The sequence below is a fragment of the Marinifilum caeruleilacunae genome (genome assembly GCF_013141825.1).
GTDB classification, from domain to species: Bacteria; Bacteroidota; Bacteroidia; order Bacteroidales; family Marinifilaceae; genus Marinifilum; species Marinifilum caeruleilacunae.
Genome location: NZ_RZNH01000010.1, coordinates 59,039 through 81,858, shown reverse-complemented (window position 1 = coordinate 81,858; position 22,820 = coordinate 59,039). Strand labels below are relative to the sequence as shown.

Annotated in this window: 23 protein-coding genes; 11 read left to right on the top strand and 12 right to left on the bottom strand. The window is 37.9% G+C overall.

What is annotated here, in order from left to right; all coding sequences use genetic code 11:
* Nucleotides 1–4 precede the first annotated feature (4 nt).
* Complete coding sequence (locus ELS83_RS08135) at nt 5–1,243, bottom strand: mechanosensitive ion channel family protein (RefSeq protein WP_171595042.1); 1,239 nt, start codon at nt 1,241–1,243, stop codon at nt 5–7.
* Nucleotides 1,244–1,383: 140 nt separating this feature from the next.
* Here ELS83_RS08135 and ELS83_RS08130 point away from each other — a divergent pair, with 140 nt between their 5' ends.
* A complete protein-coding gene (locus ELS83_RS08130) occupies nt 1,384–2,667 on the top strand; it encodes a M64 family metallopeptidase (RefSeq protein ID WP_171595041.1) in 1,284 nt (427 codons plus the stop codon).
* 74 nt (nt 2,668–2,741) lie between these two features.
* On the opposite strand, the gene ELS83_RS08125 is transcribed toward ELS83_RS08130, so the two are convergent.
* On the bottom strand, nt 2,742–3,077 hold the full coding sequence (locus tag ELS83_RS08125; RefSeq protein ID WP_171595040.1) for a DUF6249 domain-containing protein: 336 nt from the start codon (nt 3,075–3,077) through the stop codon (nt 2,742–2,744).
* Nucleotides 3,078–3,435: 358 nt separating this feature from the next.
* On the opposite strand from ELS83_RS08125, the gene ELS83_RS08120 reads away from it, so the two are divergent.
* Both ELS83_RS08120 and ELS83_RS08115 read left to right on the top strand, forming a co-directional pair.
* Complete coding sequence (locus ELS83_RS08120; protein ID WP_171595039.1) at nt 3,436–4,011, top strand: RNA polymerase sigma factor; 576 nt, start codon at nt 3,436–3,438, stop codon at nt 4,009–4,011.
* Nucleotides 4,012–4,032: 21 nt separating this feature from the next.
* Complete coding sequence (locus tag ELS83_RS08115; protein WP_171595038.1) at nt 4,033–4,458, top strand: hypothetical protein; 426 nt, start codon at nt 4,033–4,035, stop codon at nt 4,456–4,458.
* Between the two features lie 122 nt (nt 4,459–4,580).
* On the opposite strand, the gene ELS83_RS08110 is transcribed toward ELS83_RS08115, so the two are convergent.
* The 6 genes from ELS83_RS08110 to ELS83_RS08085 all read right to left on the bottom strand — a co-directional run bounded on the left by ELS83_RS08110 (nt 4,581) and on the right by ELS83_RS08085 (nt 9,325).
* On the bottom strand, nt 4,581–4,952 hold the full coding sequence (locus ELS83_RS08110) for a DUF3127 domain-containing protein (protein WP_171595037.1): 372 nt from the start codon (nt 4,950–4,952) through the stop codon (nt 4,581–4,583).
* 24 nt (nt 4,953–4,976) lie between these two features.
* Nucleotides 4,977–5,411 carry a peptidylprolyl isomerase gene (locus ELS83_RS08105; RefSeq protein WP_171595036.1) on the bottom strand — a complete coding sequence of 145 codons (435 nt, stop codon included), beginning with the start codon at nt 5,409–5,411 and terminating at the stop codon, nt 4,977–4,979.
* A 281-nt stretch (nt 5,412–5,692) separates the two neighbouring features.
* On the bottom strand, nt 5,693–6,385 hold the full coding sequence (gene bamJ / locus ELS83_RS08100; RefSeq protein ID WP_171595035.1) for a BamJ family beta-barrel-assembly machinery protein: 693 nt from the start codon (nt 6,383–6,385) through the stop codon (nt 5,693–5,695).
* Between the two features lie 23 nt (nt 6,386–6,408).
* The gene (bamJ, locus tag ELS83_RS08095; protein ID WP_171595034.1) at nt 6,409–7,011 is read right to left on the bottom strand and encodes a BamJ family beta-barrel-assembly machinery protein; all 603 of its coding nucleotides are present in this window, start codon (nt 7,009–7,011) and stop codon (nt 6,409–6,411) included.
* Nucleotides 7,012–7,128: 117 nt separating this feature from the next.
* The gene (mnmC2, locus tag ELS83_RS08090) at nt 7,129–7,833 is read right to left on the bottom strand and encodes a tRNA (5-methylaminomethyl-2-thiouridine)(34)-methyltransferase MnmC2 (RefSeq protein ID WP_171595033.1); all 705 of its coding nucleotides are present in this window, start codon (nt 7,831–7,833) and stop codon (nt 7,129–7,131) included.
* Nucleotides 7,808–9,325, bottom strand: a complete 1,518-nt coding sequence (locus ELS83_RS08085; protein ID WP_171595032.1) for an MATE family efflux transporter — start codon at nt 9,323–9,325, stop codon at nt 7,808–7,810. The genes mnmC2 and ELS83_RS08085 overlap by 26 nt, the downstream gene beginning before the upstream one ends.
* A gap of 56 nt (nt 9,326–9,381) precedes the next feature.
* Here ELS83_RS08085 and dinB point away from each other — a divergent pair, with 56 nt between their 5' ends.
* The 4 genes from dinB to ELS83_RS08065 all read left to right on the top strand — a co-directional run bounded on the left by dinB (nt 9,382) and on the right by ELS83_RS08065 (nt 13,286).
* The gene (gene dinB, locus ELS83_RS08080) at nt 9,382–10,500 is read left to right on the top strand and encodes a DNA polymerase IV (RefSeq protein ID WP_249414424.1); all 1,119 of its coding nucleotides are present in this window, start codon (nt 9,382–9,384) and stop codon (nt 10,498–10,500) included.
* 168 nt (nt 10,501–10,668) lie between these two features.
* A complete protein-coding gene (locus ELS83_RS08075; RefSeq protein WP_171595031.1) occupies nt 10,669–11,451 on the top strand; it encodes a 5'-nucleotidase C-terminal domain-containing protein in 783 nt (260 codons plus the stop codon).
* Complete coding sequence (locus ELS83_RS08070; protein WP_216616430.1) at nt 11,426–12,373, top strand: bifunctional metallophosphatase/5'-nucleotidase; 948 nt, start codon at nt 11,426–11,428, stop codon at nt 12,371–12,373. The genes ELS83_RS08075 and ELS83_RS08070 overlap by 26 nt, the downstream gene beginning before the upstream one ends.
* A 34-nt stretch (nt 12,374–12,407) precedes the next feature.
* Entirely contained in the window at nt 12,408–13,286 is an 879-nt protein-coding gene (locus tag ELS83_RS08065) for a cation diffusion facilitator family transporter (protein ID WP_249414423.1), read from the top strand.
* Here the strand turns inward: ELS83_RS08065 and ELS83_RS08060 are convergent.
* Both ELS83_RS08060 and ELS83_RS08055 read right to left on the bottom strand, forming a co-directional pair.
* Nucleotides 13,283–14,230 (bottom strand): DMT family transporter, encoded by a 948-nt coding sequence (locus ELS83_RS08060; protein ID WP_171595030.1) that lies wholly within the window; start codon nt 14,228–14,230, stop codon nt 13,283–13,285. The genes ELS83_RS08065 and ELS83_RS08060 overlap by 4 nt on opposite strands.
* A 114-nt stretch (nt 14,231–14,344) precedes the next feature.
* On the bottom strand, nt 14,345–15,058 hold the full coding sequence (locus tag ELS83_RS08055; RefSeq protein WP_171595029.1) for an XRE family transcriptional regulator: 714 nt from the start codon (nt 15,056–15,058) through the stop codon (nt 14,345–14,347).
* A 221-nt stretch (nt 15,059–15,279) separates the two neighbouring features.
* Here ELS83_RS08055 and ELS83_RS08050 point away from each other — a divergent pair, with 221 nt between their 5' ends.
* The 3 genes from ELS83_RS08050 to ELS83_RS08040 all read left to right on the top strand — a co-directional run bounded on the left by ELS83_RS08050 (nt 15,280) and on the right by ELS83_RS08040 (nt 19,717).
* Entirely contained in the window at nt 15,280–16,920 is a 1,641-nt protein-coding gene (locus ELS83_RS08050) for an acetolactate synthase large subunit (protein WP_171595028.1), read from the top strand.
* Nucleotides 16,921–16,946: 26 nt separating this feature from the next.
* Entirely contained in the window at nt 16,947–18,338 is a 1,392-nt protein-coding gene (locus tag ELS83_RS08045) for an aldehyde dehydrogenase family protein (protein ID WP_171595027.1), read from the top strand.
* A 359-nt stretch (nt 18,339–18,697) separates the two neighbouring features.
* Complete coding sequence (locus ELS83_RS08040) at nt 18,698–19,717, top strand: LacI family DNA-binding transcriptional regulator (protein WP_171595026.1); 1,020 nt, start codon at nt 18,698–18,700, stop codon at nt 19,715–19,717.
* A gap of 67 nt (nt 19,718–19,784) precedes the next feature.
* On the opposite strand, the gene rlmN is transcribed toward ELS83_RS08040, so the two are convergent.
* Nucleotides 19,785–20,831 (bottom strand): dual-specificity RNA methyltransferase RlmN, encoded by a 1,047-nt coding sequence (gene rlmN, locus ELS83_RS08035; protein ID WP_171595025.1) that lies wholly within the window; start codon nt 20,829–20,831, stop codon nt 19,785–19,787.
* An 18-nt stretch (nt 20,832–20,849) separates the two neighbouring features.
* Nucleotides 20,850–21,521, bottom strand: a complete 672-nt coding sequence (locus ELS83_RS08030; protein ID WP_171595024.1) for a ferredoxin--NADP reductase — start codon at nt 21,519–21,521, stop codon at nt 20,850–20,852.
* Nucleotides 21,522–21,686: 165 nt separating this feature from the next.
* Here ELS83_RS08030 and ELS83_RS08025 point away from each other — a divergent pair, with 165 nt between their 5' ends.
* Nucleotides 21,687–22,664 carry a DUF4097 family beta strand repeat-containing protein gene (locus ELS83_RS08025; protein WP_171595023.1) on the top strand — a complete coding sequence of 326 codons (978 nt, stop codon included), beginning with the start codon at nt 21,687–21,689 and terminating at the stop codon, nt 22,662–22,664.
* Nucleotides 22,665–22,820: the final 156 nt, after the last annotated feature.

Here is a 22,820-nt window from a genome sequence, read left to right as displayed (position 1 = left end):
GATATTAGTTCATTAATTTTTGGAAATCGTCGCCAGTAGGGTTCTGGAAAACTTTTAAGTTGAATTCTGGTACAATGGCAAAGATGTGATCGAAAATATCGGCCTGAATTGCCTCGTAATTTGCCCATGCCTGGTCGTTCGAGAATACATAAATCTCAATAGGCAAGCCTTTTTCGGAAGGTTGCAACTGGCGAACCAGGAAGGTCATGTTCTTATGAATTTTTGGATGGCTTTGTAAATATGCTTCGATGTATTTTCTGAATGTACCTACATTGGTTAGCCTTCTTTGGTTTACAGGAATTTCTCCTTCGGGATTAGCAGATCGAATTTCTTCCATCTTTTCTTTCATGTAATCCTGAATCAAATGGATCTTTTCAAACTTGTTAATGTCTTCTTCAGAAAGAAAATGAATCGATTTTACATCAATATTCAAATGGCGTTTTATTCTTCTACCGCCTGATTCTTCCATTCCTTTCCAGTTGTTGAATGATTCAGAAACCAATGCATAAGTAGGAATGGTGCTGATGGTTTTGTCCCAGTTTTGAACTTTTACTGTATTTAAACTGATATCAATTACAGTTCCGTCGGCACCTTTCGATGGCATGGAAATCCAATCGCCAATGTTCACCATTTTGTTGGCCGAAAGCTGAATGGAAGCAACGAAACCTAAAATGGTATCTTTAAAAATCAAGAGAATAACAGCTGCAAAGGCTCCCATCCCGGCAATAATGGTTAGCGGATTTTTATCGAATAAAACCGCTATTATGGCTATAATTCCCAAGGCATAAAAGAAGATTTTTACAATTTGTATGTATCCTTTTATAGGCCGGGTTTTACTCACCGGCATGGTATTGTAAATATCATTACTGGCATTTAGGAAAGTATCAAGTAGCATAATGGCCAAGACAACCATGTATACATATGCTCCATTTTCAATGAAATTACTCCAGGATGGATGATCGATTAAGCTGGCACTCGAATAGATGATTAAAGCAGGTGCAAAATGTGATATCTTATTAAAAACTTTGCGTTCCAGTAAGATATCGTCCCAATGAGTTTTAGTTTTGCGAACAACCCTGGTTATAAATGCAATTAGTATCTTTTTTGCTATAAAATCAGATAACCAAGCGATAAGAATTACAACAACTGCTGCAATGGCTGATTGCAAAATAACAGCCCAGTATTCCGTAATACCTTCATTTATTAACCAGTTCTTTAATTGAACTCCCAAAAGTTCTTTCATGCTAGAATAATATTTGTGTGTGAATTAAAAATCTAAGATATCTATTTCGATCAGGAAAAGAAAAATGAACTTGAATATTTCATGGTGTTTTTATGATTCACGTTTCGTATTTTTATCACTTCAACTTAAACAACTTTAAAATGAAAGCTAAAACTTTACTTGTTCTGTTTTTTATTGCAATTGGCTTTGTAAGCTACGGACAAGACAAATTTGAGAAATACTTCGAAAATAAAACCCTTCGTATCGATTACCTGATGGGTGGTGATGCTGAATCACAAACCGTTTTTCTTAAGGAGCTTAAAGAAGAGCCACACTGGGGTGGGAGTACGGTTAATTTGGTAGATATATTTGGCTATGGTACTTTCCGCTTTCAGCTTTACGATGTGGCGTCGAATGAATTGATTTATTCGAAAGGTTTTAACTCCTTGTTCCAGGAATGGCAAACTACTGCCGAGGCAAAGGAATTGAAAAAGGCATTTTACCAGGTAAATGTGATGCCATTTCCTAAAAAGACGGCTCGTTTTGTTTTGGAATCGAGAAAATGGGATGGGAGCATGGAGAAAATCTGGGAGTACGAAATTAATCCTGCCAATTATTTTATCGGCAGGGACAAGCCTATGCATGTGCCATTTACAAAGGTGATGGGAAAAGGAAATCCGGAAGAGAGTGTTGATATTGCCTTTATTGCAGAAGGCTACACTGCCGAAGAAATGGATAAATTCCGAGCCGATGTAAAAAGAGTGGCTGGTTATTTATTGGATGTTCCTCCTTTCGATAAGTATGCAAAGCGATTTAATATTTATGCATTGGAATCGGTATCAGAGGAATCGGGAACGGATATTCCGGGAGAAAACATTTACAAGAACACAGCGGTAAATACCACATTCTACACTTTCGATGTGCCAAGATACCTAACTACTTTCGACATTAAAGCGCTTCATGATATTTGTGCCAATGTGCCTTACGACCAGATATTTGTATTGATTAATACCGACCGATATGGTGGAGGAGGTTTTTATAATTACTACTCAAGCTGTTCGGCCGATAATCAATTGACATACGAAGTATCGAGCCACGAGTTTGGACATGGTTTTGTTGGACTTGGCGATGAGTATTACAATTCGACAGTGGCATATGATGGTTTCTACAACCTGGAAGTGGAACCTTGGGAACCCAATATCACCACCATGGTCGATTTTGATTCGAAATGGAAGGATATGCTGGATGAATCGACACCAGTTCCAACTCCACGAACTCCCGAATATGAAAAAACTTTAGGTGTGTTCGAAGGTGGAGGATATATGTCAAAAGGAATTTATTCTCCGGTTCAGGATTGTAAAATGAAATCGAACAACGAGAAACATTTCTGCCCGGTTTGCGAAAGAGCTGCCGAAAAGGTAATTCTATTCCATATTGGGAAATAGAAGCACGACTTCGTAGATATAAAAAAAATGCGCTTCATACCGAAGCGCATTTTTTTGTTTGGGCCAAAACAGTTCTATTCAGTTTCCTGCTGCTTTTTTGCAATGCTGTAAAAAATTAAGAGTGCCAGTCCACCAAATAAGAAGATCATTGAAAAATATGCAACTTCTTCGTTCAATCTTGTATAAGCATCCAAAATGTTACCAATAAGAATTCCAACTGCGAATCCGATTAATAAAATTCCATACTTTAAGCTTTCAAGTGTACTACACTTCTTTTCTCCTTGCAATAAACTAATGTCCATGCCTTTTTCGATTAATGCTTTTCTTTCTCTGTGGCGGTGTACCAAAAATACTACCAAAGGAATTACTCCAAATACCGAAATTATTGCTACTACTCCTGTGATATCCATAATATGTGATTTAAGGTTAAACTTTAAATTATTTCTTTATTTATGCGCTAAAACCGTTTATTGATTTTTGCTTTCATCTTTATGACGCCACCTCTTTTAAATCGGTTACAAAAAATTTTAAGAAAGTTTTAACGTGATAAATTATTCAGATGAAAATCATTGCCTTAACTTGCATGTAAAGCTTGAAGAAAAAGAAAATTGAAACGAATTGTAATTTAACTGTAACCGATTGTAGAACTTGTGCGTCTAAGTTACAGATGATTGAAATAAAAGCACAAAAATTTCGCTTTTGAAGCAACATTTATCGACGAAAGTTTGTCTTTTTAATTGTTGGGCCTAATTGAAAATTGAATTGAACATGGCATTTAGAAGAGATAGCTATTACATTGCAAAAATAAAGGAGGGAGATCCTGGAGCCTATGCTGTTCTTGTAGATAAATACAAGAAAATGGCGTTTAATGTGGCTTTGCAATTAATGGGCAATCGCGAAGATGCCGAAGAAGTTGCCCAGGATGCTTTTTTGAAAGCATATCAAGCCATAGATACTTATAAGGGCGATGCAAAATTTTCGACCTGGGTTTATCGAATCATCTACAATACTGCAATATCGAAATTGAGAAAAAAAAAACTTGATGTAAGCTCCATTGATGAAGATTATTCGGCATCGGTAAATATCAAGTCTACTCAATCGGCTTTGCAGGAGCTGCGCTCAGAAGAAAGAAAAAAGTACCTTACAAAGGCTTTACAAAACATGAGTGCAGAGGACAGAACATTATTAACTCTATTTTACCTGGAAGAAAATTCGGTTGAAGAAGTTTGTTCGGTAACCGGTTTAAGCCAGTCAAACGTGAAAGTAAAGTTGCATCGTGCACGAAAAAAATTATATTCCGAATTGGAAATGATTTTGCACGGAGAGCTAAAAACAATATTATAGATTTCGAAAAATAAGGAGATCATGAACAAGCAAGAAGATATCTATAAAGACGAATTCATTAAGAATTTAATGAAAGATGTTGAGTTGGAAGAACCATCGGATCGCTTTACCAATAAGGTGATGGATGATGTGATGCAGGATTGGCTGGCTAAGCCAATTGAGGTGAAGCAAACCCGATCGCGAAAGCAATGGTTCGGTATTATTGGTGTACTGGTGGTATTAGGCTTAATTCTTCTGGGAACCGATGTAAGAACGCTGGTAAGCGATTTAGATCATCCTTTCTTTACTCAACTGGATAAAATATTCCTGACACCAATTAATCAGTTGCTAAATGGAGTTTTTGTTAGCTTGTCGAAAGTTCCTGTAATTGTTTATGTGGTGGTGGTTGCCATGGCTTCATTGGCAGCATTCGACAGAATTGTGAATAAATTTCTTCACTTTAGGTAAGTTCAAACACAGCCGGTGCCGACCGGATTTTTTCAATATTTTTTGACGATAAACTGCTCTTCTCCAGGAGGGCAGTTTTTTTAATAAAAAAAAGCCGCTCTTGGGCGGCTTTTATATTTTAATTAAAAAGGAAGATCATCTTCTTCCGGAGCTGGTGGTACATCATCAGCAGTAAATTCCGGCATTTCAGGAATTGCAGCTTCAGCTTGCACTTTTTCAATTCTCCAGGCTTCCAAATTAGAGAAGTAGTTCACTTTTCCATCTTTCTCCCACTTGCGACCACGAATGTTGAAAGAAACTTTAATTTCTTCGTTCAAAGAAATTGGTTCCAATAGGTCACATCTGTCTTGAGTTAATTGGAATTTAATGAAATCGTTCCACTCCGAATTTCTTTCATTTTCTACTTCAATTACAAATTCTCTTTTCTTAAAGCGATCGCTAATTTGTTGAGTATCATCTTTAACGATTACTTTTCCGTTGATTTCAAAATTCATCTGTATCTAATTATCTTTTAGGAATTACTCTTTAATGATTACAATTTTCTCGATTTTATCGCCAGCGCGGATATCATCAACAATATCAACACCTTCTACAACTTTACCGAAACAAGTGTGGTTTCTGTCAAGGTGAGAAGTGTTGTCGCGGTTGTGGCAAATGAAAAACTGCGATCCACCTGTGTTTCTACCTGCGTGTGCCATAGAAAGAACTCCTCTGTCGTGATATTGGTTGTCTCCATCTAACTCACAGTTAATTGAGTAACCTGGTCCGCCAGCACCTGTTCCATCAGGGCATCCACCTTGAATTACAAAGCTAGGAATTACACGGTGAAAATTTAGTCCGTCGTAAAATCCGGATTCCGATAGGTTTACAAAGTTTTCAACAGTTTTTGGAGCGTCTTTTTCGTAGAATTCTACTTTCATCACTCCTTTTTCGGTATGAATTTCAGCGTACATGACTATTTATTTTATTGGTTATTATACAGTTTTATTCGTTTTCAGTTTTCGAAAACAAGAATTTAAATTTACAACATCGTGCTGTGAGTTGCAAAGGAATGCAAATCTAAAAAAAAGAAATCGGCTTAAAAAATTGTCGGCTGTGGATCTGGCTCAGAACGAAGTAATGGTGTGTTCTTTTTAAGCGGATAAAAGTTTCAAAAAACCCCTTTCGATTGACATCAAAAGGGGTTCTGTTTTTAATATATTGTCCTGATTTATTACAGGTCAATTATTTTTTATTATTCTGCACCAACAATTTCCAAAAGCTCAACTTCGAAAATTAGGGTTTCGTTTGGACCGATATCGCCACCTGCACCACGAGGACCGTAAGCCAATTTAGCAGGAATGAACAATTCGTACTTAGAACCAACAGGCATTAGCTGAAGTGCTTCTGTCCAACCTTTAATCACGCGGTTAGCAGCAAAAGTTGCAGGCTCGTTTCTCTTGAAAGAAGAATCAAATTCTTTTCCATCAATTGTTGTTCCACGATAGTGAACTTTAACTTTATCAGTAGCAGCTGGTTTATCGCCAGTACCTTCTGTAATTACTCTGTATTGTAGACCGCTGGCAGTAGTAATAATACCTTCTTTTTTAGCGTTTTCTGATAAGAATTTCTCTCCTTTTGCAAGGTTTTCTTCTCCTACTTTTGCTTGTAAATCACGAATGTATGTATTGATTACCTGACCGCTTTCACGTAATTCGATTTTTAGCGAATCGTCATCCATTACATCATAAATACCAGCGAGAATTGCTGCTTCGTTAAATTCAGTGATTTGACTTTTCTTAAGGTTTGAACCGAAGTTCACACCAATACTGTAGCTTACTGAATCAATCTGATTGTTTAAGGCAACATCCTTGTTCCCGTTCTGGTTACAAGAAACTAGAGCCATTGCACCCAAACCTAGTGCAAGAGACAATACTTTTAACTTCATTTTGCGTTATATTTTGGTTATAATTAAACGATTTCTAACAACTCAACTTCGAAAATAAGAGTTGTGTGAGGTCCAATTAGGTTACCAGCACCTTGCGCGCCGTAAGCCAAATCAGAAGGAACATATAATTTCCATTTCGAACCAACTGGCATTAATTGAAGAGCTTCAACCCATCCTGCAATTACACCATTTACAGGGAATGTAGCAGGCTCGCCTCTGTTCACAGAGCTATCGAATACTGTTCCATCAATTAAAGTACCGTGGTAGTGACATTTTACGCTATCAGTTCCCTTAGGTAAATCACCATTTCCTTCGTTCACGATTTCGTACTGAAGACCACTTTCCAAAGCAACTACACCTTCTTTTTTAGCATTTTCAGCTAAGAATTTTTTACCAGCTTCGATTGCTGCCCCAGCTTGCTCTTCCTGAATTCTTCCAAAATATTCCTGTAGAATAGAATTAGCTTCTTCTGGTGATAGTTCTGGCATTTTACCATTGAATGCTGCATCAAGTGCTTCCATGAAAGGTTCAACACTAATTGTTTTTACTCCTGATGTAATTAGGTTGCTTGCGATACTTAAACCAAGGCAATAGCTTACCTTATCTTGTTCTTCTGTGTACTTCATTTTATATAATTATTTGTTATTTCTTGTTTAAACTTATGATTAGTATGATCATAAAGATCGACTAAGGTAAGGCTTTTCCTTCACATATTCGAAATTAGCCGGAATTTTAAGCTTTTTTTACAAATATTTTTGCTCATCAAGCGGCTCAAAATCATCAATTCGAGTGGCACGTAACATTTGTCTCTTACCGGGAGGTCCAGGCAATCGTTTTACTTTAAAACCAGCTGCACGCAAGGCTCTTTTTACGATTCCTTTGGTGCAATATGTCACTAGTATGGCTTCTGAATTGCTAGCCTGATAAATTTTTTCAAAGATCTCGCGACTCCATAGGTCTGGTTGAACATCAGGAGCAAAGGCATCGAAATATACCAGGTCATATTTAGCCGAAAATTTGTAATCAAGTAGATCGCCCTGAAGCTTTCGAAGCGTAAAATTGTTATTGATTTGAATGTCCGTATTCCACTGGCAATCGTGTAATTTTTGGAACAGATCAGTAGATGCCTTATCGTTTTCGTCCGCGTAATTCAGTTTGGCAACCAAATCTTTTTCCAAAGGATAAAGTTCGATGGAGTGATAAACGACTTTCCTGTTTTGTTTTTCTGCTTCTTTAAGGGTGAGGTAGCAATTTAAACCCGTTCCAAAACCGATTTCAAGAATATGAATCGGGTCCTTATCAGCGTAAGCAAAACCGGCATTGAGGAAAATATGCATCGATTCCTGCATTGCACCATGAGTGGAATGATAATGTTCATCTAAATCGGGCATGTAAAATGTATGCGAACCGTCTTCGGTAAGTTTAAGCTCCCTTTTTAATTTCTTCATTTTCCAATGGATTAATAATGATTGATGTCTGACGCAACCTGCTTGGTATTAATCGAATCCAAAACTTTTGAAATGGCAATGGATGTTCATTCTCCGGGTGTTTGTATAGCAATATCAGGAACCAAAAGAATAAAATACTCCCTTTTAATACACTCGATACTGTAATTCCCCACCATACTCCTGTAACCTGAACCGATTCGGATGAGATCCAATCCTGGAACAATGGCAATAAATCCAGCAAAGTATAGCTAAACAAAAAGGCGAATGGTATGCGCAGTATATTGCCAATTATTCCAACAATTGCTGGTGGAATAGCTCTTCCAACTCCGTTAAATGCACCTGTAGTAGTAATTTCTATACTCATAAACACTTGCGAAAAACTCAAAATAATAAGGTATACAATGCCGAGCTGAACAACGCCCTGTTCACTGTTTTTCATGAACAAACCAAAAATCGATTCGCCAACAAAAAGAAACAGAACTGTACTGATAAGGCCAATAAATCCTGCAATTGCAAGGGTAATAAAAAATCCTTTTTGAATTCGGCCCCATTTTTTGGCACCGAAATTTTGTCCGGTGAAGGTTCCCAGCGCAGTAGAAAAACCAGATGCTGTCATCCAGGAAAGAGCCTCGATTTGTGCACCTATGGATTGTACTGCAAAAGGGATTTCGTTTCCTTCGGCAATTCCATTTAAAACCCGAGCCAGAAGCATGGCCAGAAATGCAAAACAAACCGATTGCAAAGCTACTGGTCCGCCCACTTTTAAAATGGGAGCGAGAAATTGTTTCTGAATTTTTCCCAAATAGTGCTTAATATTCAAAGGATTCTGCCTGATGTGTAGATTGTAAATAAAGATCAGGAATACCAAAAACTGCGAACTAACAGTAGCAATAGCTGCACCTTTCGCACCCATTGCAGGAATACTTCCCCAGCCAAAAATTAAAATCGGATCGAGAATGATATTCATGATAAGTCCAATGGTATTTACAACAAAAGGAATTCGGGTGTTTCCCGTTCCGTTATAAATACCCGACATGCTAATGTTGGTAAACGTAAATGGCATCCCAAAAGCCACAAAGCGGAGGTAATCCACGGCAGTGGCATTTACATATTCGCTTTCGATATTAAATGTGCTGATAATGGGTACTGCAAAAATCCACACCAAAACTGCAAAAGCAGATGATATCAGCAATGACAAGCTGAATGCATTTTTTGCAAATGATTGAGCATCGGGAAGGTGATTCCTTCCAATGGATTGGGAGATCCCAACTTCTGCTCCAATTTTTGGGATGAACATGAGCGATGATCCAAACCAGACCAAATACAAAGCCATTCCAACTGCACTAACCGTTTCTTTTCCCACATGCCCCAACCATGCCATATCGGTCATGTTGTAGGCCATTTGCACAAAGGAAGTCGCAATGATTGGAATTGCCAGCTTCACAATTTGTGAAAAGATATTGCCCGATGTGAGATCCTTGATTTTATTCACCTTAAATAATCCTTGATTTTGTATTTTATAAGTAGGCCGTAAAATTACAAAAATGCATGCGATTATTTTTTGAATGCCTCACGATTATTCAAATATTTGCATTGGAAAACATGGAAGAAATTCGAAAAATTATACATATCGATATGGATGCATTTTTTGCATCTGTAGAACAATTGGATCGTCCGGAGCTGCGTAATAAGCCAATAGCAGTTGGAGGTGATGGAGATAGAGGAGTTGTTGCAGCTGCCAGCTACGAAGCGCGCAAGTTTGGGGTGCGCTCGGCCATGTCATCAAAAATTGCCAAAAAAAGATGTCCCCAACTCATTTTTGTGAGAGGAAGGCACGATAGATACAAGGAGGTATCCAAGCAGATCATGAATATTTTTCATGAATTTACCGATTTGGTGGAGCCACTATCAATCGATGAGGCTTTCCTTGATGTTACCCACAACAAGAAAAACCTTCCATCGGCCACCTTAATTGCCAAAGAAATTAAGAAGCGAATAAAGGAAGTAACCGGGCTGACTGCATCGGCAGGAATATCTGTGAATAAATTTTTAGCGAAAATAGCTTCTGATGTGAATAAGCCAGATGGTTTATTTGCCATTCCTCCTAAAGATGTTGAGGCTTTTATTGAAGATTTACAAATCGATAAATTTTATGGTGTTGGCAAAGTAACGGCCGACAAAATGCACAAACTGGGCATTTTTAAAGGAAAAGATTTAAAAAAGAAAAGTCTGCTTGAGTTGAGCAGGTTGTTTGGGAAACATGGGGCCTATTACTACAATATTTCCAGGGGAATTGATGAGAGATCGGTGAATCCGAATCGAATTCGAAAATCGGTAGGAACGGAGCATACCTATCAATCCGATTTAATCGATACAAAAGAGATTAAGAAAGACATTCAGAAGACCACCCAATCCTTGGTTAGAAGGTTGGAAAAGAGCGATTTTAAAGGGCGAACCATTACTTTGAAACTGAAGTACAGCAATTTTGAACAGGAAACCCGAAGCAGAACTTTACTGCAAATCATACAAGGGGAAGAAATGATACAAAAACTGGCAGAAGATTTATTGGATCAGGAAGAATTGAAAACCAGTATTCGCCTGATTGGCCTTACCATATCAAACCGAATAAATGAATCGGAACCCATGCAGCTTACCATAGATTTTTAGGTTCTGAATAATTTAAATGGCCAGGCATTAAACACTTTCAACGCTAAGCCTGATTCATTCTATCTAAGTACCGGTAAATAAATGTTATCAATTATTTAATGAAGATAATCGAATATATTTATAATTTTACCAGCCAATAAAAAGACTTTAAAGTATTTTACTCTAGAAATGAAGAAAAACCTGATCACATCACTTTTATATGTTCTTGTTGTTTCGGTAATGATTTCTTGCGCCGGACCTGCAAAACATACTGCAAACCAAGTGGAATCGCATTATTCTGTTAATTCCGATCTGGATGAGATTTCCACAATTGATACCAGTTTAACCAATCTGATCAATTCCTACAAACACCAGTTGGATGGGGAGATGAACACAATTATATCGGTAGCCGAAATGGATTTAATGACCGGTAAACCCGAAGGATTGCTGTCTAATTTTATTGCTGATGCCATGTTTGATATTGGCAATCAGTATTGTGCTGATCAAAAATTAGATCATGGAGTAGATGTGGTTTTGATGAACATGGGAGGCATTCGAACTTCCCTGTCGAAAGGAGAGATTTCAACCGGAAGAGTGTATGAAATGTTGCCTTTTAAAAACAAGTTGGTTATTGTTGGCATGAAAGGAAAAGACTTGATCAACCTAATGCATAGAGTGGCCTATTTTGGTGGAGAAGGAGTGAGTGGTCTTCGAATGGGAATAAAGGATCGCAAAGCAGTAAATGTTGTAGTTGCCGGACAGGCAATTGAGAATGATAAAATATATCATGTAATGAGTGTAGACTACCTGGTGAATGGTGGTGGCGGTTTCACGGCTTTTGAACAGCGTGAAACCTTTCGACATATGCATAAATTATTGCGATCGGAAATCATCAGTTACATGAGTGAAATGCACAAGCGAGGAGAAAAAATATCAGCTAAAAAAGATGGGAGGATTTACAATGTGGAATAGAAGAGAATTTGTTAAGAAGCTTGGATTAACTGGTGTTTTTCTGGGTAGTGGATTGTTCTCAAAATCACTTTTTGCAGCTTCGAAATCCAAATTGAAAATTACCTTGTTGCACACCAACGATTTGCACAGCAGGATTGAACCTTTCCCTGAAAAAGATCCAAAATATGGCGGATTGGGAGGTTTTGCCCGTTTGAATGCTTTGATGAAAAAAATCAGGAGAGAAGAGGAGCATGTTTTACTTTTCGATTGTGGCGATGTGTACCAGGGAACTCCATATTTTAACTTTTTTAAGGGAGAAGCAGAATTTAAACTGATGTCGAAAATTGGTTACGATGCAGGTAATATCGGGAACCATGAGTTTGATAATGGAATCAAAGGAATTGCCTCACAATTAAAACACCTGAACTTTCCATTGCTAAATGCCAATTACGATTTTTCGGGAACCGACTTGGAGGGCAAGATTCCTCCCTATCATATTTTCGAAAAGGGAGATTTGAAAGTGGGTGTTTTTGGTGTTGGAGTCGATTTAACTGGCTATGTAGAGCCTCACAACAGGGAAACAATTACCTATATCGATCCGGTTGAGGTATCTAAAAAAATGGTTCGCATTTTAAAAGAAGAAAACAATTGCGATTTGGTAGTTTGCTTGTCACATTTGGGACATACCAGCCATATTGGTGAGGATTGCGATACAGAATTTGCCAAGCAAACCAGGGGCGTGGATGTAATTTTAGGTGGACATTCGCATACGCTGCTTGAAAAACCAGAGCGTGTTCAAAACCTTGATGGTGAAGAGGTATTGATCAACCAGGTAGGTTGGGCAGGAATTGCTTTGGGAAGAATCGATTTTTATATCGATCCGAAAAAGAATACAAAATTAGCCGCTTCGCAATTGATAAAAGTGAAAGGGAATATAGTTTAAAATCGTTAACTTAGGTATCTGATTATTAGATTGTATGAAGAAATTTGAGCTGAATAAATCGAATTGGGCCGAAACAGAAGGCTGGCTGTCTATTGCCGGTAATGTGATCTTATTTGTACTAAAGTATTGGGCAGGATTGGTGACCGGTTCCATTGCGATTATTGCTGATGCCTGGCATACTTTATCAGATAGTTTAAGCTCGGTTATCGTTTTAATTGGAGCAAAAATTTCGAAAAAACCTGCCGATGATGATCATCCTTTCGGGCATGGTAGAGCCGATTTAATTAGTGCATTTATTATTGGGATTCTGCTGCTATTGGTAGCCTTCGATTTTGTGATTGAATCCTATCACACTTTAAAAGATGGAGAATCATCGCAATTTGGAACCATAGCCATTGTGGTGATGGTTATTTCTGTAATTGTGAAAGAAGCACTGGCTCAGTTTGCTTTTTATGGTGCCCGAAAAACCGACTCCAAGGTCCTGAAGGCTGATGGCTGGCATCATCGAAGCGATGCTATTTCTTCCTTTGTGATTCTGATTGGTATTTTTCTTGGAAGATATTTCTGGTGGGTTGATGGCGCATTGGGAATGATTGTGGCCTTTATGATTGGATATGCCGCCTATGAAATTATCAGAGATTCTATTCACTCATTGCTTGGCGAAAGCCCCGATAAGAAATTGCTTGAAGATTTAAAGAAAACCTGTGAAGAGGTTTATCCTCATGCCATTGATCCACACCATTTTCATGTGCACAATTATGGAGACCATACCGAGGTAACCTTCCACATTAAGCTACCTCATGATATGTCGATTAAAACCGGGCATGATATTTCCACCGAAATAGAAAAAGAGATAAAAAAGAAATTTGGCTTTGTTGCTACAATTCATATTGAGCCTCGAGACCATGTTTAAGTGGTTGATTTAGCCATTGCTTTTTTCTTTTTCTCTCTTGAGAAAAACACGGCTGTAACTGCTCCTCCAATCACTAAAATAGCACCAATTAAGGAGAACAGATTCAGGTTTTCGGTCTGAATCCAATCTACCTGTAACTTAGCCAAAACAGCCATTGTTAACAAAGTAATAATCGGATTTAGCGTTACAATGATACTCACTTTGTAGGCTTCGGTGTATTTAAAAGCCAGTGCGATAGAACCGTAGGCAATTAAAGTGTTGATGCCTAAAAAGATCACAATTGCCCATGTTTTAAGATCTAATCCCGAAAAGGCTGAAAAATCGGCCATAGGAGTATAAATTAAAGCTGGAATTCCATAAAGAACCATATTTAATACCTGGGCGGGATATTGTTGAACAAGTTTTTTCTGCAGCACTGCGTACAATACCCAGGTTACTGCAGCCAGTTCTACCCAAAAGAATCCAAGGTTGAAAGCATTGGTGTCGTGAATGAACTCTTGCAATTGGTTGCGATAGAAAAGGAAAAGGCCAATTCCTGCAATTCCAAAGCCGATCATCTGCTTCAGGTTTAATCTTTCTTTAAAGAAAATTACACCTGCCAGGGCTAGCATTATTGGGCCACTTTGAATGATAATTTGAGCATTGCTCGGACTCGTATAGTTCAATCCTTGTAAAAAACCAATATAATTTACGCCCAATGCAATGGCAGCAATAATTAGAATAAGAGGCGGACGTTTAATGATATTCAATTGCTTTCTATCTGTAAACAAATAGTACAAGAAGAGCACTGCAAAGGCAAAACTAAATCGGAACCATACGATACTAATGGGATCAATATCCTGTAAAGCAACTTTTAAAAATATGGGTAAAAATCCCCACAGAAAAGCTGTAACCATGGCATAAATTACACCCTTGTATTTTGTTGTAGCATTGAGTCGGTTCATGATCTGTTTTTTTAATTTATTTAGAATAAATAAAAGCAGTCAAATGTAGGAAATTTTTCAATTGCTAATGTGAATTCCAGATGAAGTTTCGAAAAATATTTTTCTACTTCTATATTATTCAATATCAGTGATATTTGGAAGCTGAAAACTTACATATCCTAAGGCTTTCCAAACCTCTACAACCTGGTTTAAACTTACTTCGAAGGATAAGTAATCTTTATTGTCTGAATTTAGTAGCAACTGATTGTTCTCAAAATCCTTTTTGATTCTTTTGTAAACAATGCCATCATCTGTTGTTACCACGACATGGCAGGTGTTGTCGGTAATTAATTCCCAGTCTTGCAGGTATTCACAAATAACGTAAGATCCGGCAGGAACGGGCAGCATACTTTCACCCTCAATTTGAAATGCACGATAGGTTTTGTTTTCCGATAATTCGCTAAATGGCATTCTAAAGTTTGGCAGTTCACTGATAAACTCGGCATCAGAATAACCATTTAAATAACCAGCTGCAGCTTTAACCGGAACCAGGCTAATCATTTCATCATTCTTCTCGTCAACCAAAATTGGGAGAATTCTTAAATTTTCTCCTTTTGTATCCTGCTTTTTTACCTTTTCTTCCTCTTCAATATCCGATTTTACAAGCTCATCAAGATTCCGATTAAAATAATCTGAGTACTTTAAAAGGGTAGAGATTTTTGGAGTACTCCTTCTTTGTTCGTAAGAACTAATGGATGAGGCTCCAATCCCAATTCGCGCAGAAAGTCTGCTCTGCGATAATCTTTTTCGAATTCGTAAATGTTTTAGGTTCTTATTTAGATTTTTCATACTTGAATCTGATGTTAAAAGAGTGAACAAAAGTAATGCTTTAAGTGTTAGCTTTTCCATATCGCTTACTCGAATTAACCTGTAAACTGAAGCATTGGTAAATCAAATTCTTTCAAGTGGTTTTAATTGAGTAAATTATAGATTCTTACTTCGGAGTGGTTGAAATGAAACAAATTTGGTTTTACCTGATATCTTAATTCGATATCGTAAATAAGTGGAAAATGAAGGCATCAGATTTATTTGTAAAAGCGTTGGAAAATGAGGGAGTTGAATACATTTTTGGTATACCTGGAGAGGAGAATTTGGATATTCTGGATTCTTTAAAAGATTCCAAAATAAAATTGATTCTTACAAGGCATGAACAGGCGGCAGGTTTTATGGCTGCCACTTATGGCAGACTCACCGGAAAACCTGGTGTTTGCCTGGCAACTTTAGGGCCTGGAGCAACCAATTTTGTAACGGCATCGGCTTATGCACAACTGGGGGCAATGCCGATGATGATGATCACCGGGCAGAAACCAATTAAAAAGAGCAAGCAGGGACGATTCCAGATTCTGGATGTAGTGGATATGATGAGGCCCATCACAAAATATACCAGGCAGATTGTAAATGGAAACAATATCCCGGCAATGGTACGTGAGGCATTTCGAATTGCAGTAGAAGAGAGACCTGGAGCGGTTCATTTAGAATTACCAGAGGATATTGCAGCAGAAGAGATTGATGCCAGTTTGTTTGAAACCAATCCTATTCGAAGGGCAAATCCGGAAGTAAAATCATTGGAAATGGCTGTGGATATGATTCAAAATGCAAAGCGTCCGCTGCTTTTGATTGGGGCAGGAGCCAATCGAAAAAGAACCTCAAAAGCTTTGCGCGATTTTATCGAGAAAACGGGAATCTACTTCTTCAACACTCAAATGGGGAAAGGTGTGGTTGATGAGCGTCATTCTTTGTATTTGGGAACTGCTGCTTTGTCGGATCATGATTATCTGCATTGTGCACTGGAAAGAGCAGATTTGATTGTTAATGTTGGTCATGATGTAATTGAGAAACCACCATTTTTTATGGAACAGGGAGGGAAAAAAGTAATCCACGTCAATTTTTTTGCTGCCCAGGTTGACGATGTCTATTTTCCACAATTAAATGTAGTTGGTGATATTGCCTTTTCGATAAAGGAGCTGACCCGCATGATTACGGTGCAAAATCATTGGGATTTCGATTACTTCTGCAGGATTAAAATAGAGGTGGACCAGCACATTAAAAGCAATTCGGAAAGTGCTCAATTTCCGATTTTACCTCAATATTTAGTTAGCGAAGTAAGAAAAGCCTTGCCCGATGATGGGATTCTAACATTGGATAATGGTGTTTACAAAATCTGGTTTGCGCGAAATTTTCCGGCCTACCATGCCAATACTTTACTTCTCGATAATGCTTTGGCTACCATGGGAGCAGGGTTTCCATCGGCAATGGCGGCAAAAATGGTGTATCCCGAACGAGCTGTTGTATCGGTTTGTGGCGATGGCGGTTTCATGATGAACTCGCAGGAATTGGAAACTGCTGTGCGACTTGGTTTGCATGTGGTAATAGTTATTTTAAATGATAGCGCTTATGGCATGATTAAATGGAAACAAGCAGCTCAAAAATTTGAAAATTTTGGTTTGGATTATGCTAATCCAGATTTCGTAAAATATGCAGAAAGCTACGGTGCAAAGGGGCACAGAGTAGAAAAATCTGAAGATTTCAGTAAAATTTTAAATGAATGTTTGCAATCAAAAGGGGTGCACTTAATTGATGTTCCTGTTGATTATTCCGAAAATCATAAAGTATTAAATGAAGAACTTTATGCCAAAACATGTATTTTGTAAACAAAATAACACACACTAATATCACGATGAATACAATACAAGTAAAATCGCCCTTTGATGGGAGTTTGATTCAGGAAATTCCTTTGTTGAACAGTCAGCAGGTAGAAGAGAAAATAGCAAATGCATATGCACTTTTTCAGGATAAATCGCGATGGTTAAAGCCATTTGAAAGAATTGAAATTCTTGAAAAAACAAAGGCTATCATGCAAACTCGGGTTGAGGAATTGACCAAAATAGCTGCTGCCGAAGGTGGAAAACCATACCAGGATAGTAAAGTAGAGGTATTACGTGCAATCAATGGAGTTCAATTGGCCATTGAGCACATTGGTCAGATGAAAGGGGAACAAATTCCAATGGGAACAACCGCTGCATCGGTTCATCGTTGGGGATTCACTATGCGAGAGCCAATAGGTGTTGTTTTGAGTATTAGCGCCTTTAACCATCCGCTTAACCTGGCAGTACATCAGATTATTCCAGCTTTTGCAGTGGGATGTCCTGTACTGATTAAACCAGCTACTACTACGCCAATGTCGGCCATAGAGTTGGTGAAAATGATGAAGGAAGCCGGATTGCCTGCCGATTGGGCTGAGGTAGTAATATGCGACCGTACAAATGCTGAAAACCTGGTGAAGGATTCAAGAGTGAATTACCTTTCCTTTATTGGCTCTGCCGCTGTTGGTTGGAGTTTGCGTTCGAAACTGGCTCCGGGAACAAGATGCGCATTGGAACATGGCGGATCGGCACCTGTAATTGTTGAAGCTGATGCCAATTTGGAGGATTGCATTCCTTCCCTGGCAAAAGGAGGATTCTATCATGCAGGTCAGGTTTGTGTATCGGTTCAAAGGGTGTATGTTCAGGAAGCTATAGCTGATGAATTCTGTAGTAAATTGGTAGAGATTGCCAAGAGTTTGAAAGTTGGAGACCCTTTGGATCCTCAAACCGAAGTGGGTCCTTTGATCGAAACCTACGAAGTAGATCGTGTAGACGAATGGGTGAAGGAAGCTGTTGCTGACGGTGCCAAATTGTTGTGGGGAGGTCATAAAATATCTGACACATGTTATGAGCCAACTGTTTTGCTCAATGCCTGTCAGAGTTCAAAAGTTTCTCAGCATGAGGTGTTTGGCCCGGTAATTTGCGTGTATACTTATAAGGAAATGCAGGAAGCTATCGATTTGTCAAATTCTTTACCACTGGCATTTCAATCGGCAGTATTTACAAGCAATATCGATAAAGCATTGAATGCAGTGAATCAATTCAATGCAGCAACGGTAATGGTGAATGATCATACTGCTTTTAGAGTAGATTGGATGCCATTTGGCGGAAGAGATGAGTCTGGAATTGGAGTGGGAGGAATTCCATATTCGATGCACGAAATGACACGTGAAAAATTGATGGTGATCAAATCATCACATTTGTAATTAAAGATCAAATTCAGTATTTAAAATAATGCCTACTAGTGTCAACTGGTAGGCATTATTGTTTTTAGGATATAAATATCATAATAATTAGTCTATTCCTGAAGGTCTAATATAAATACCTTCTAAGAGTCACATTTAATCGTGCTTTTGGAGGCTGATTGTCGATTGGTTAAGTTAATCGATCATTATAATTTCAGAATGAGTAAAAATACTTATGTCATTTGGGTGAAAAAGTAAGCTGGCAATCACATGTCCTATTTAAATTATACTATCTTTGTATGTTGTTGGATAAACTGATAAAAGTCATTATATTAATGATCGCTTATCTGATTTACTGAAATAAGATTAAATTTTGTACTATGGCAAACCGACCTGTAACCATTAAGGACATTGCAGAAAAATTGAATATTTCTGTTTCAACCGTATCTCGTGCCCTAAAAAATAACCCTGAAATTAGCCTGCAAACAAGAGAGGCTGTTCAGAAGTTAGCAAAAGAGCTTAAATACCAGCCAAATCCATTGGCAGTAGCGTTGAAAACTCAGAAGTCGAATACAATCGGGGTTGTAGTACCACAAATTGTGAGCTCATTTTATGCATCGGTTGTAAAAGGGATAGAGCAGGTTGCTGATGAATTCGGATACCAGGTTTTTGTGAGTTCTTCGAACGAAAAAATGGAGAAAGAAGAAAAGAACGTGAATGGATTCCTGAACATGAGAATGGATGGAATTATTCTTTCTTTATCGCGTGCGACTAATACCTACGATCATATTCAGAAAATTAAAGACATGGGCGTACCTATGGTTCTTTTCGATAGAACATCGAAAGAGTTAGAGGTTTCAAAAGTTGTGGCAGATGATGCTGCAGCAGCTCATTCTGCAGTAAGTCATTTGATCGATGGTGGTGCCAAAAGAATTGCTTTCTTAACGGGTCCTGAATACATGCTTTTTGGTAGAAACCGTATGAGAGGTTATAAAAAGGCTTTGAAAGACAAGGATATGACCATTGATGAAACCTTGATTTCGAGATGTGATTTTACAGTTGAAGATGCCAAGAATGCTTCATTGGAATTACTTAAACGTTCAAATCGTCCGGATGCTTTCTTTGCCATTAATGATGAATTGGCCATTGGAGCCATTGCAGCTGCAAAAGAGTTGGGGCTTAAGATTCCTGAAGAAGTTGCAGTAGTTGGTTTTTCAAACAGCCGCCGTTCTCGTTATATGGAACCATCAATGTCAACCATGGATCAAAACCCGAAACAAGTTGGTCGCGAAGCTGCGAAGTTGTTGTTCGATCAGTTGGAAGACAAGCCAGGAGCTAAGGATGTGAAGGAAGTAGTAGTTCACGCCGATCTTTTGGTGAGAACATCAAGTGAAAAATAAACTGAAGTTTATGATATAAAAAAATCCTGCCAATTGGCAGGATTTTTTGTTTGTATCAGCTTTAAGCTTAATAATCTTTTTCCTCTTGTTGTTTTAGCAACTCCTTTGTGGATAGTAGACCACAAGCTGCAAAAATATCTAATCCTCTCGATCGGCGAATGGTTGTTGTAATTCCCTTTTTATTAAGCTGATCTTTGAAGAATTCAATGGTCTGATCATCTGATCCATCCAAAGGTGTATTAGGGATAGGATGGAAGCGAATTAAATTGATTCTGCATTTGATTCCATCCAGAATTCTGCAAAGTTCCTTTACATGTTTCGCTGTATCGTTAATGCCTTTGAACATGATGTATTCGAATGAAACTCTACGCTGTCGTCCAAAATCAAAATCTTTAATAATTTTCAAAACATCCTTAATCGGATACACATTTTGAACTGGCATTAACTTCTTTCTTTCATCGTCGAATGGGGTGTGCAAACTAACGGCCAAATGACATTCGCTCTGATCCAGAAATTCAACCATTCCAGGAATAATTCCAATGGTGGAAACTGTAATTCTTCTTGGGCTCATTGCCATTCCATAATCTGAAGTAAGAATTTCCAGTGATTTCAGAACTTCCGGAACATTATCAAGGGGCTCGCCCATGCCCATATATACAATATTGGTCAGCTTTTCTCTTTCAGGCAAACTTCGAATCTGATTGATAATTTCACCGCTTGACAATTGTCCCTGGAATCCTTGTTTTCCGGTCATGCAAAACAAACATCCCATTTTACAACCTACCTGTGATGAAACACATAAAGTGTTTCTGTCATTATCAGGAATATAGGCAGCTTCGATAAATTTATTGTCGTGATTGGTTGGGTAAAGATATTTCTTTGTGCCATCAACCGATTCTTGCACTTTGGTAGTTGCAGTTGTTCCGAAATCGAATTTTTCCTTTAAAGCAGTTCGTGCTTTTAAAGAAAGATTTGTCATCTCATCAATTTCGTTCACATCTTTTTTGTACAGCCAATCAGCAATCTGTTTGGCGGTAAACTTCGGCAATCCTATGTCCTTAACTACTTGCGTTAATTCATCAAGACTTTTTCCCAATAGAATCTCTTTCCCCATCTTTCAGTATTATTCGAATTAAAAGTAAATCTCAGCCACAATTCTATTGTATTCAACACCACGGTTGATTAACAAATCGCGCACCTCGACAACCATTTCAGGGCTACCACATAAAAAGAACCTGCAATTTTTTGGCAACACCGAAATTTCCTGCAAATATCGGGTTAATCTTCCACTATACAAACCATCTCCAGATTCTTGTGAGCAACAGCGGATATAATTTTCACCCAGTTCAGGCGAAAATTCATTTTCGAAATAGAAAGAATGTGTATGTCTGCCACCATGAATCAGCATTTTGTTTTCCTTTAATCCCGATCGGAACATAGAGGCAAAAGGGGCAATTCCTGTACCTGATGCAATCCACCAGGCAGGCGATTTATCATCAATAAAGTCTCCATCGGGATCGCTAACAAACAGTTCAGTTCCTGGTTTAATTTCACTCAATCTTGGCGTAAGCCACCCATCATCCTTTAAATTGTAAAGAATTTGGACTTCGTCATCATGAACGCCACTAGCTATGGTGTACAGTCTGGGTGTAACACTTAAATCAGTTGTTAAACCTACATATTGTCCGGCTTTAAATTCCTTTATTTTTTTGAATTTCAACACATACACTCCTGGTGATATTTCATTGTTTTCGAGGATGTTGGTAGTGTGAAGTTTGTTTTGTTGATCTGTATTTGAATTCATATATTACATTTTGAGTCGGCAAATATACTAATTAATTTAAAAAGATTCTAAATAGCGATTATCTATTTATATCTGGTAGGTGCAATGTGTAACTAAACTTATTCAACAAGCGTCCTATATTATATTCTTGAATTTACTCATTCATTCCATAAAATCATACTAGAAATGAAAACAAAAAAGAGATTTATCCAAATCGTATTGAGCAGTTTGTTTGTGATTTGCTCAATGAGTTCATATTCGCAGACCATTTTCGCGGAAGTTCACAAAGAATTTAGTGGCATCAACAAACTTGAAGTAAAAGGTTCTTTTTGCGATGTCGAAATTATTGGCTCCGATAGAAGCAATGTAAAGTTCGATGGAGTTATCAAAGGATCATCCTTTAAAAGCAAGAATTTTGAGATTAAATATGATGTGGATGGAGATGTTTTGAGTGTTTGGATTGATTCACCATTCTCATTTAGCGGAAGAATTGAATCCAAATTACAATTTAAGGTTCCTTCTGATTTGCAGGTGAAAGTAAAAAATTCTTCTGGCGATCTGTATTGTGAGAAACTAGTGGCAAAATATACCTCTTTAAGCGCAAGTTCGGGTGATGTTAGTGCTCAGAATATGAAAGGTGATCTTAGAATAAATACTTCTTCTGGCGAGATTTCGGTAAAGAATCTTACCGGTAATCTTGAATTGGTGTCAACCTCAGGCGACCAGGAAATTAAGGAAATCGTTGGGAATGTGACTACGCAAGCTTCATCAGGCGATTTGGAATTGAGCTATATCAAAGGTGATGTTGCTTCGAGAACAACTTCGGGTGATGTAGAAATTGACAATCTTGTTGGACGATTGAAAAATGTATCCAGTTCGGGCAGTACAGAAATCGATAACTCTAAGGTATATCTTCATCTTACCACATCATCGGGCGATATCCAGGGAAATAATATCGTACTGCTTGGCGAAAGTTATTTCAATACCACTTCGGGGAATGTAGATATGGAGTTGAGAAACGATCCTGAGCAATTAAGTTTTGACCTGGTTGCTTCATCGGGTAATTTACGCGCCTTCAACAAACGAGGCGATAAGCGACTCTACATTAAAAATGGTGAAATATGGATTCACGGAAAAAGTAGCTCGGGAGATCAGACTTATTAGAGATCACTTCATAGAGATTGTATTAAAATGAGAGGATTTGAACGAATCCTCTTTTTTATGTTCGAATGCGAACAAGCATTGTGATGCTATCGTACACTTTTAAACAATTGATTGAAAGCTAAAATTATGTAAGTGACAGATAATCAGTAAAAAGAA

Excerpts from the sequence above, each read along its gene's own strand:
- ELS83_RS08135 (WP_171595042.1), bottom strand. The coding sequence starts at position 1,243 with ATGAAAGAACTTTTGGGAGTTCAATTAAAGAACTGGTTAATAAATGAA.
- ELS83_RS08130 (WP_171595041.1), top strand. The coding sequence starts at position 1,384 with ATGAAAGCTAAAACTTTACTTGTTCTGTTTTTTATTGCAATTGGCTTT.
- ELS83_RS08125 (WP_171595040.1), bottom strand. The coding sequence starts at position 3,077 with ATGGATATCACAGGAGTAGTAGCAATAATTTCGGTATTTGGAGTAATT.
- ELS83_RS08120 (WP_171595039.1), top strand. The coding sequence starts at position 3,436 with ATGGCATTTAGAAGAGATAGCTATTACATTGCAAAAATAAAGGAGGGA.
- ELS83_RS08115 (WP_171595038.1), top strand. The coding sequence starts at position 4,033 with ATGAACAAGCAAGAAGATATCTATAAAGACGAATTCATTAAGAATTTA.
- ELS83_RS08110 (WP_171595037.1), bottom strand. The coding sequence starts at position 4,952 with ATGAATTTTGAAATCAACGGAAAAGTAATCGTTAAAGATGATACTCAA.
- ELS83_RS08105 (WP_171595036.1), bottom strand. The coding sequence starts at position 5,411 with ATGTACGCTGAAATTCATACCGAAAAAGGAGTGATGAAAGTAGAATTC.
- bamJ (WP_171595035.1), bottom strand. The coding sequence starts at position 6,385 with ATGAAGTTAAAAGTATTGTCTCTTGCACTAGGTTTGGGTGCAATGGCT.
- bamJ (WP_171595034.1), bottom strand. The coding sequence starts at position 7,011 with ATGAAGTACACAGAAGAACAAGATAAGGTAAGCTATTGCCTTGGTTTA.
- mnmC2 (WP_171595033.1), bottom strand. The coding sequence starts at position 7,833 with ATGAAGAAATTAAAAAGGGAGCTTAAACTTACCGAAGACGGTTCGCAT.
- dinB (WP_249414424.1), top strand. The coding sequence starts at position 9,382 with ATGCGATTATTTTTTGAATGCCTCACGATTATTCAAATATTTGCATTG.
- ELS83_RS08075 (WP_171595031.1), top strand. The coding sequence starts at position 10,669 with ATGAAGAAAAACCTGATCACATCACTTTTATATGTTCTTGTTGTTTCG.
- ELS83_RS08070 (WP_216616430.1), top strand. The coding sequence starts at position 11,426 with ATGGGAGGATTTACAATGTGGAATAGAAGAGAATTTGTTAAGAAGCTT.
- ELS83_RS08065 (WP_249414423.1), top strand. The coding sequence starts at position 12,408 with ATGAAGAAATTTGAGCTGAATAAATCGAATTGGGCCGAAACAGAAGGC.
- ELS83_RS08060 (WP_171595030.1), bottom strand. The coding sequence starts at position 14,230 with ATGAACCGACTCAATGCTACAACAAAATACAAGGGTGTAATTTATGCC.
- ELS83_RS08055 (WP_171595029.1), bottom strand. The coding sequence starts at position 15,058 with ATGAAAAATCTAAATAAGAACCTAAAACATTTACGAATTCGAAAAAGA.
- ELS83_RS08050 (WP_171595028.1), top strand. The coding sequence starts at position 15,280 with ATGAAGGCATCAGATTTATTTGTAAAAGCGTTGGAAAATGAGGGAGTT.
- ELS83_RS08045 (WP_171595027.1), top strand. The coding sequence starts at position 16,947 with ATGAATACAATACAAGTAAAATCGCCCTTTGATGGGAGTTTGATTCAG.
- ELS83_RS08040 (WP_171595026.1), top strand. The coding sequence starts at position 18,698 with ATGGCAAACCGACCTGTAACCATTAAGGACATTGCAGAAAAATTGAAT.
- rlmN (WP_171595025.1), bottom strand. The coding sequence starts at position 20,831 with ATGGGGAAAGAGATTCTATTGGGAAAAAGTCTTGATGAATTAACGCAA.
- ELS83_RS08030 (WP_171595024.1), bottom strand. The coding sequence starts at position 21,521 with ATGAATTCAAATACAGATCAACAAAACAAACTTCACACTACCAACATC.
- ELS83_RS08025 (WP_171595023.1), top strand. The coding sequence starts at position 21,687 with ATGAAAACAAAAAAGAGATTTATCCAAATCGTATTGAGCAGTTTGTTT.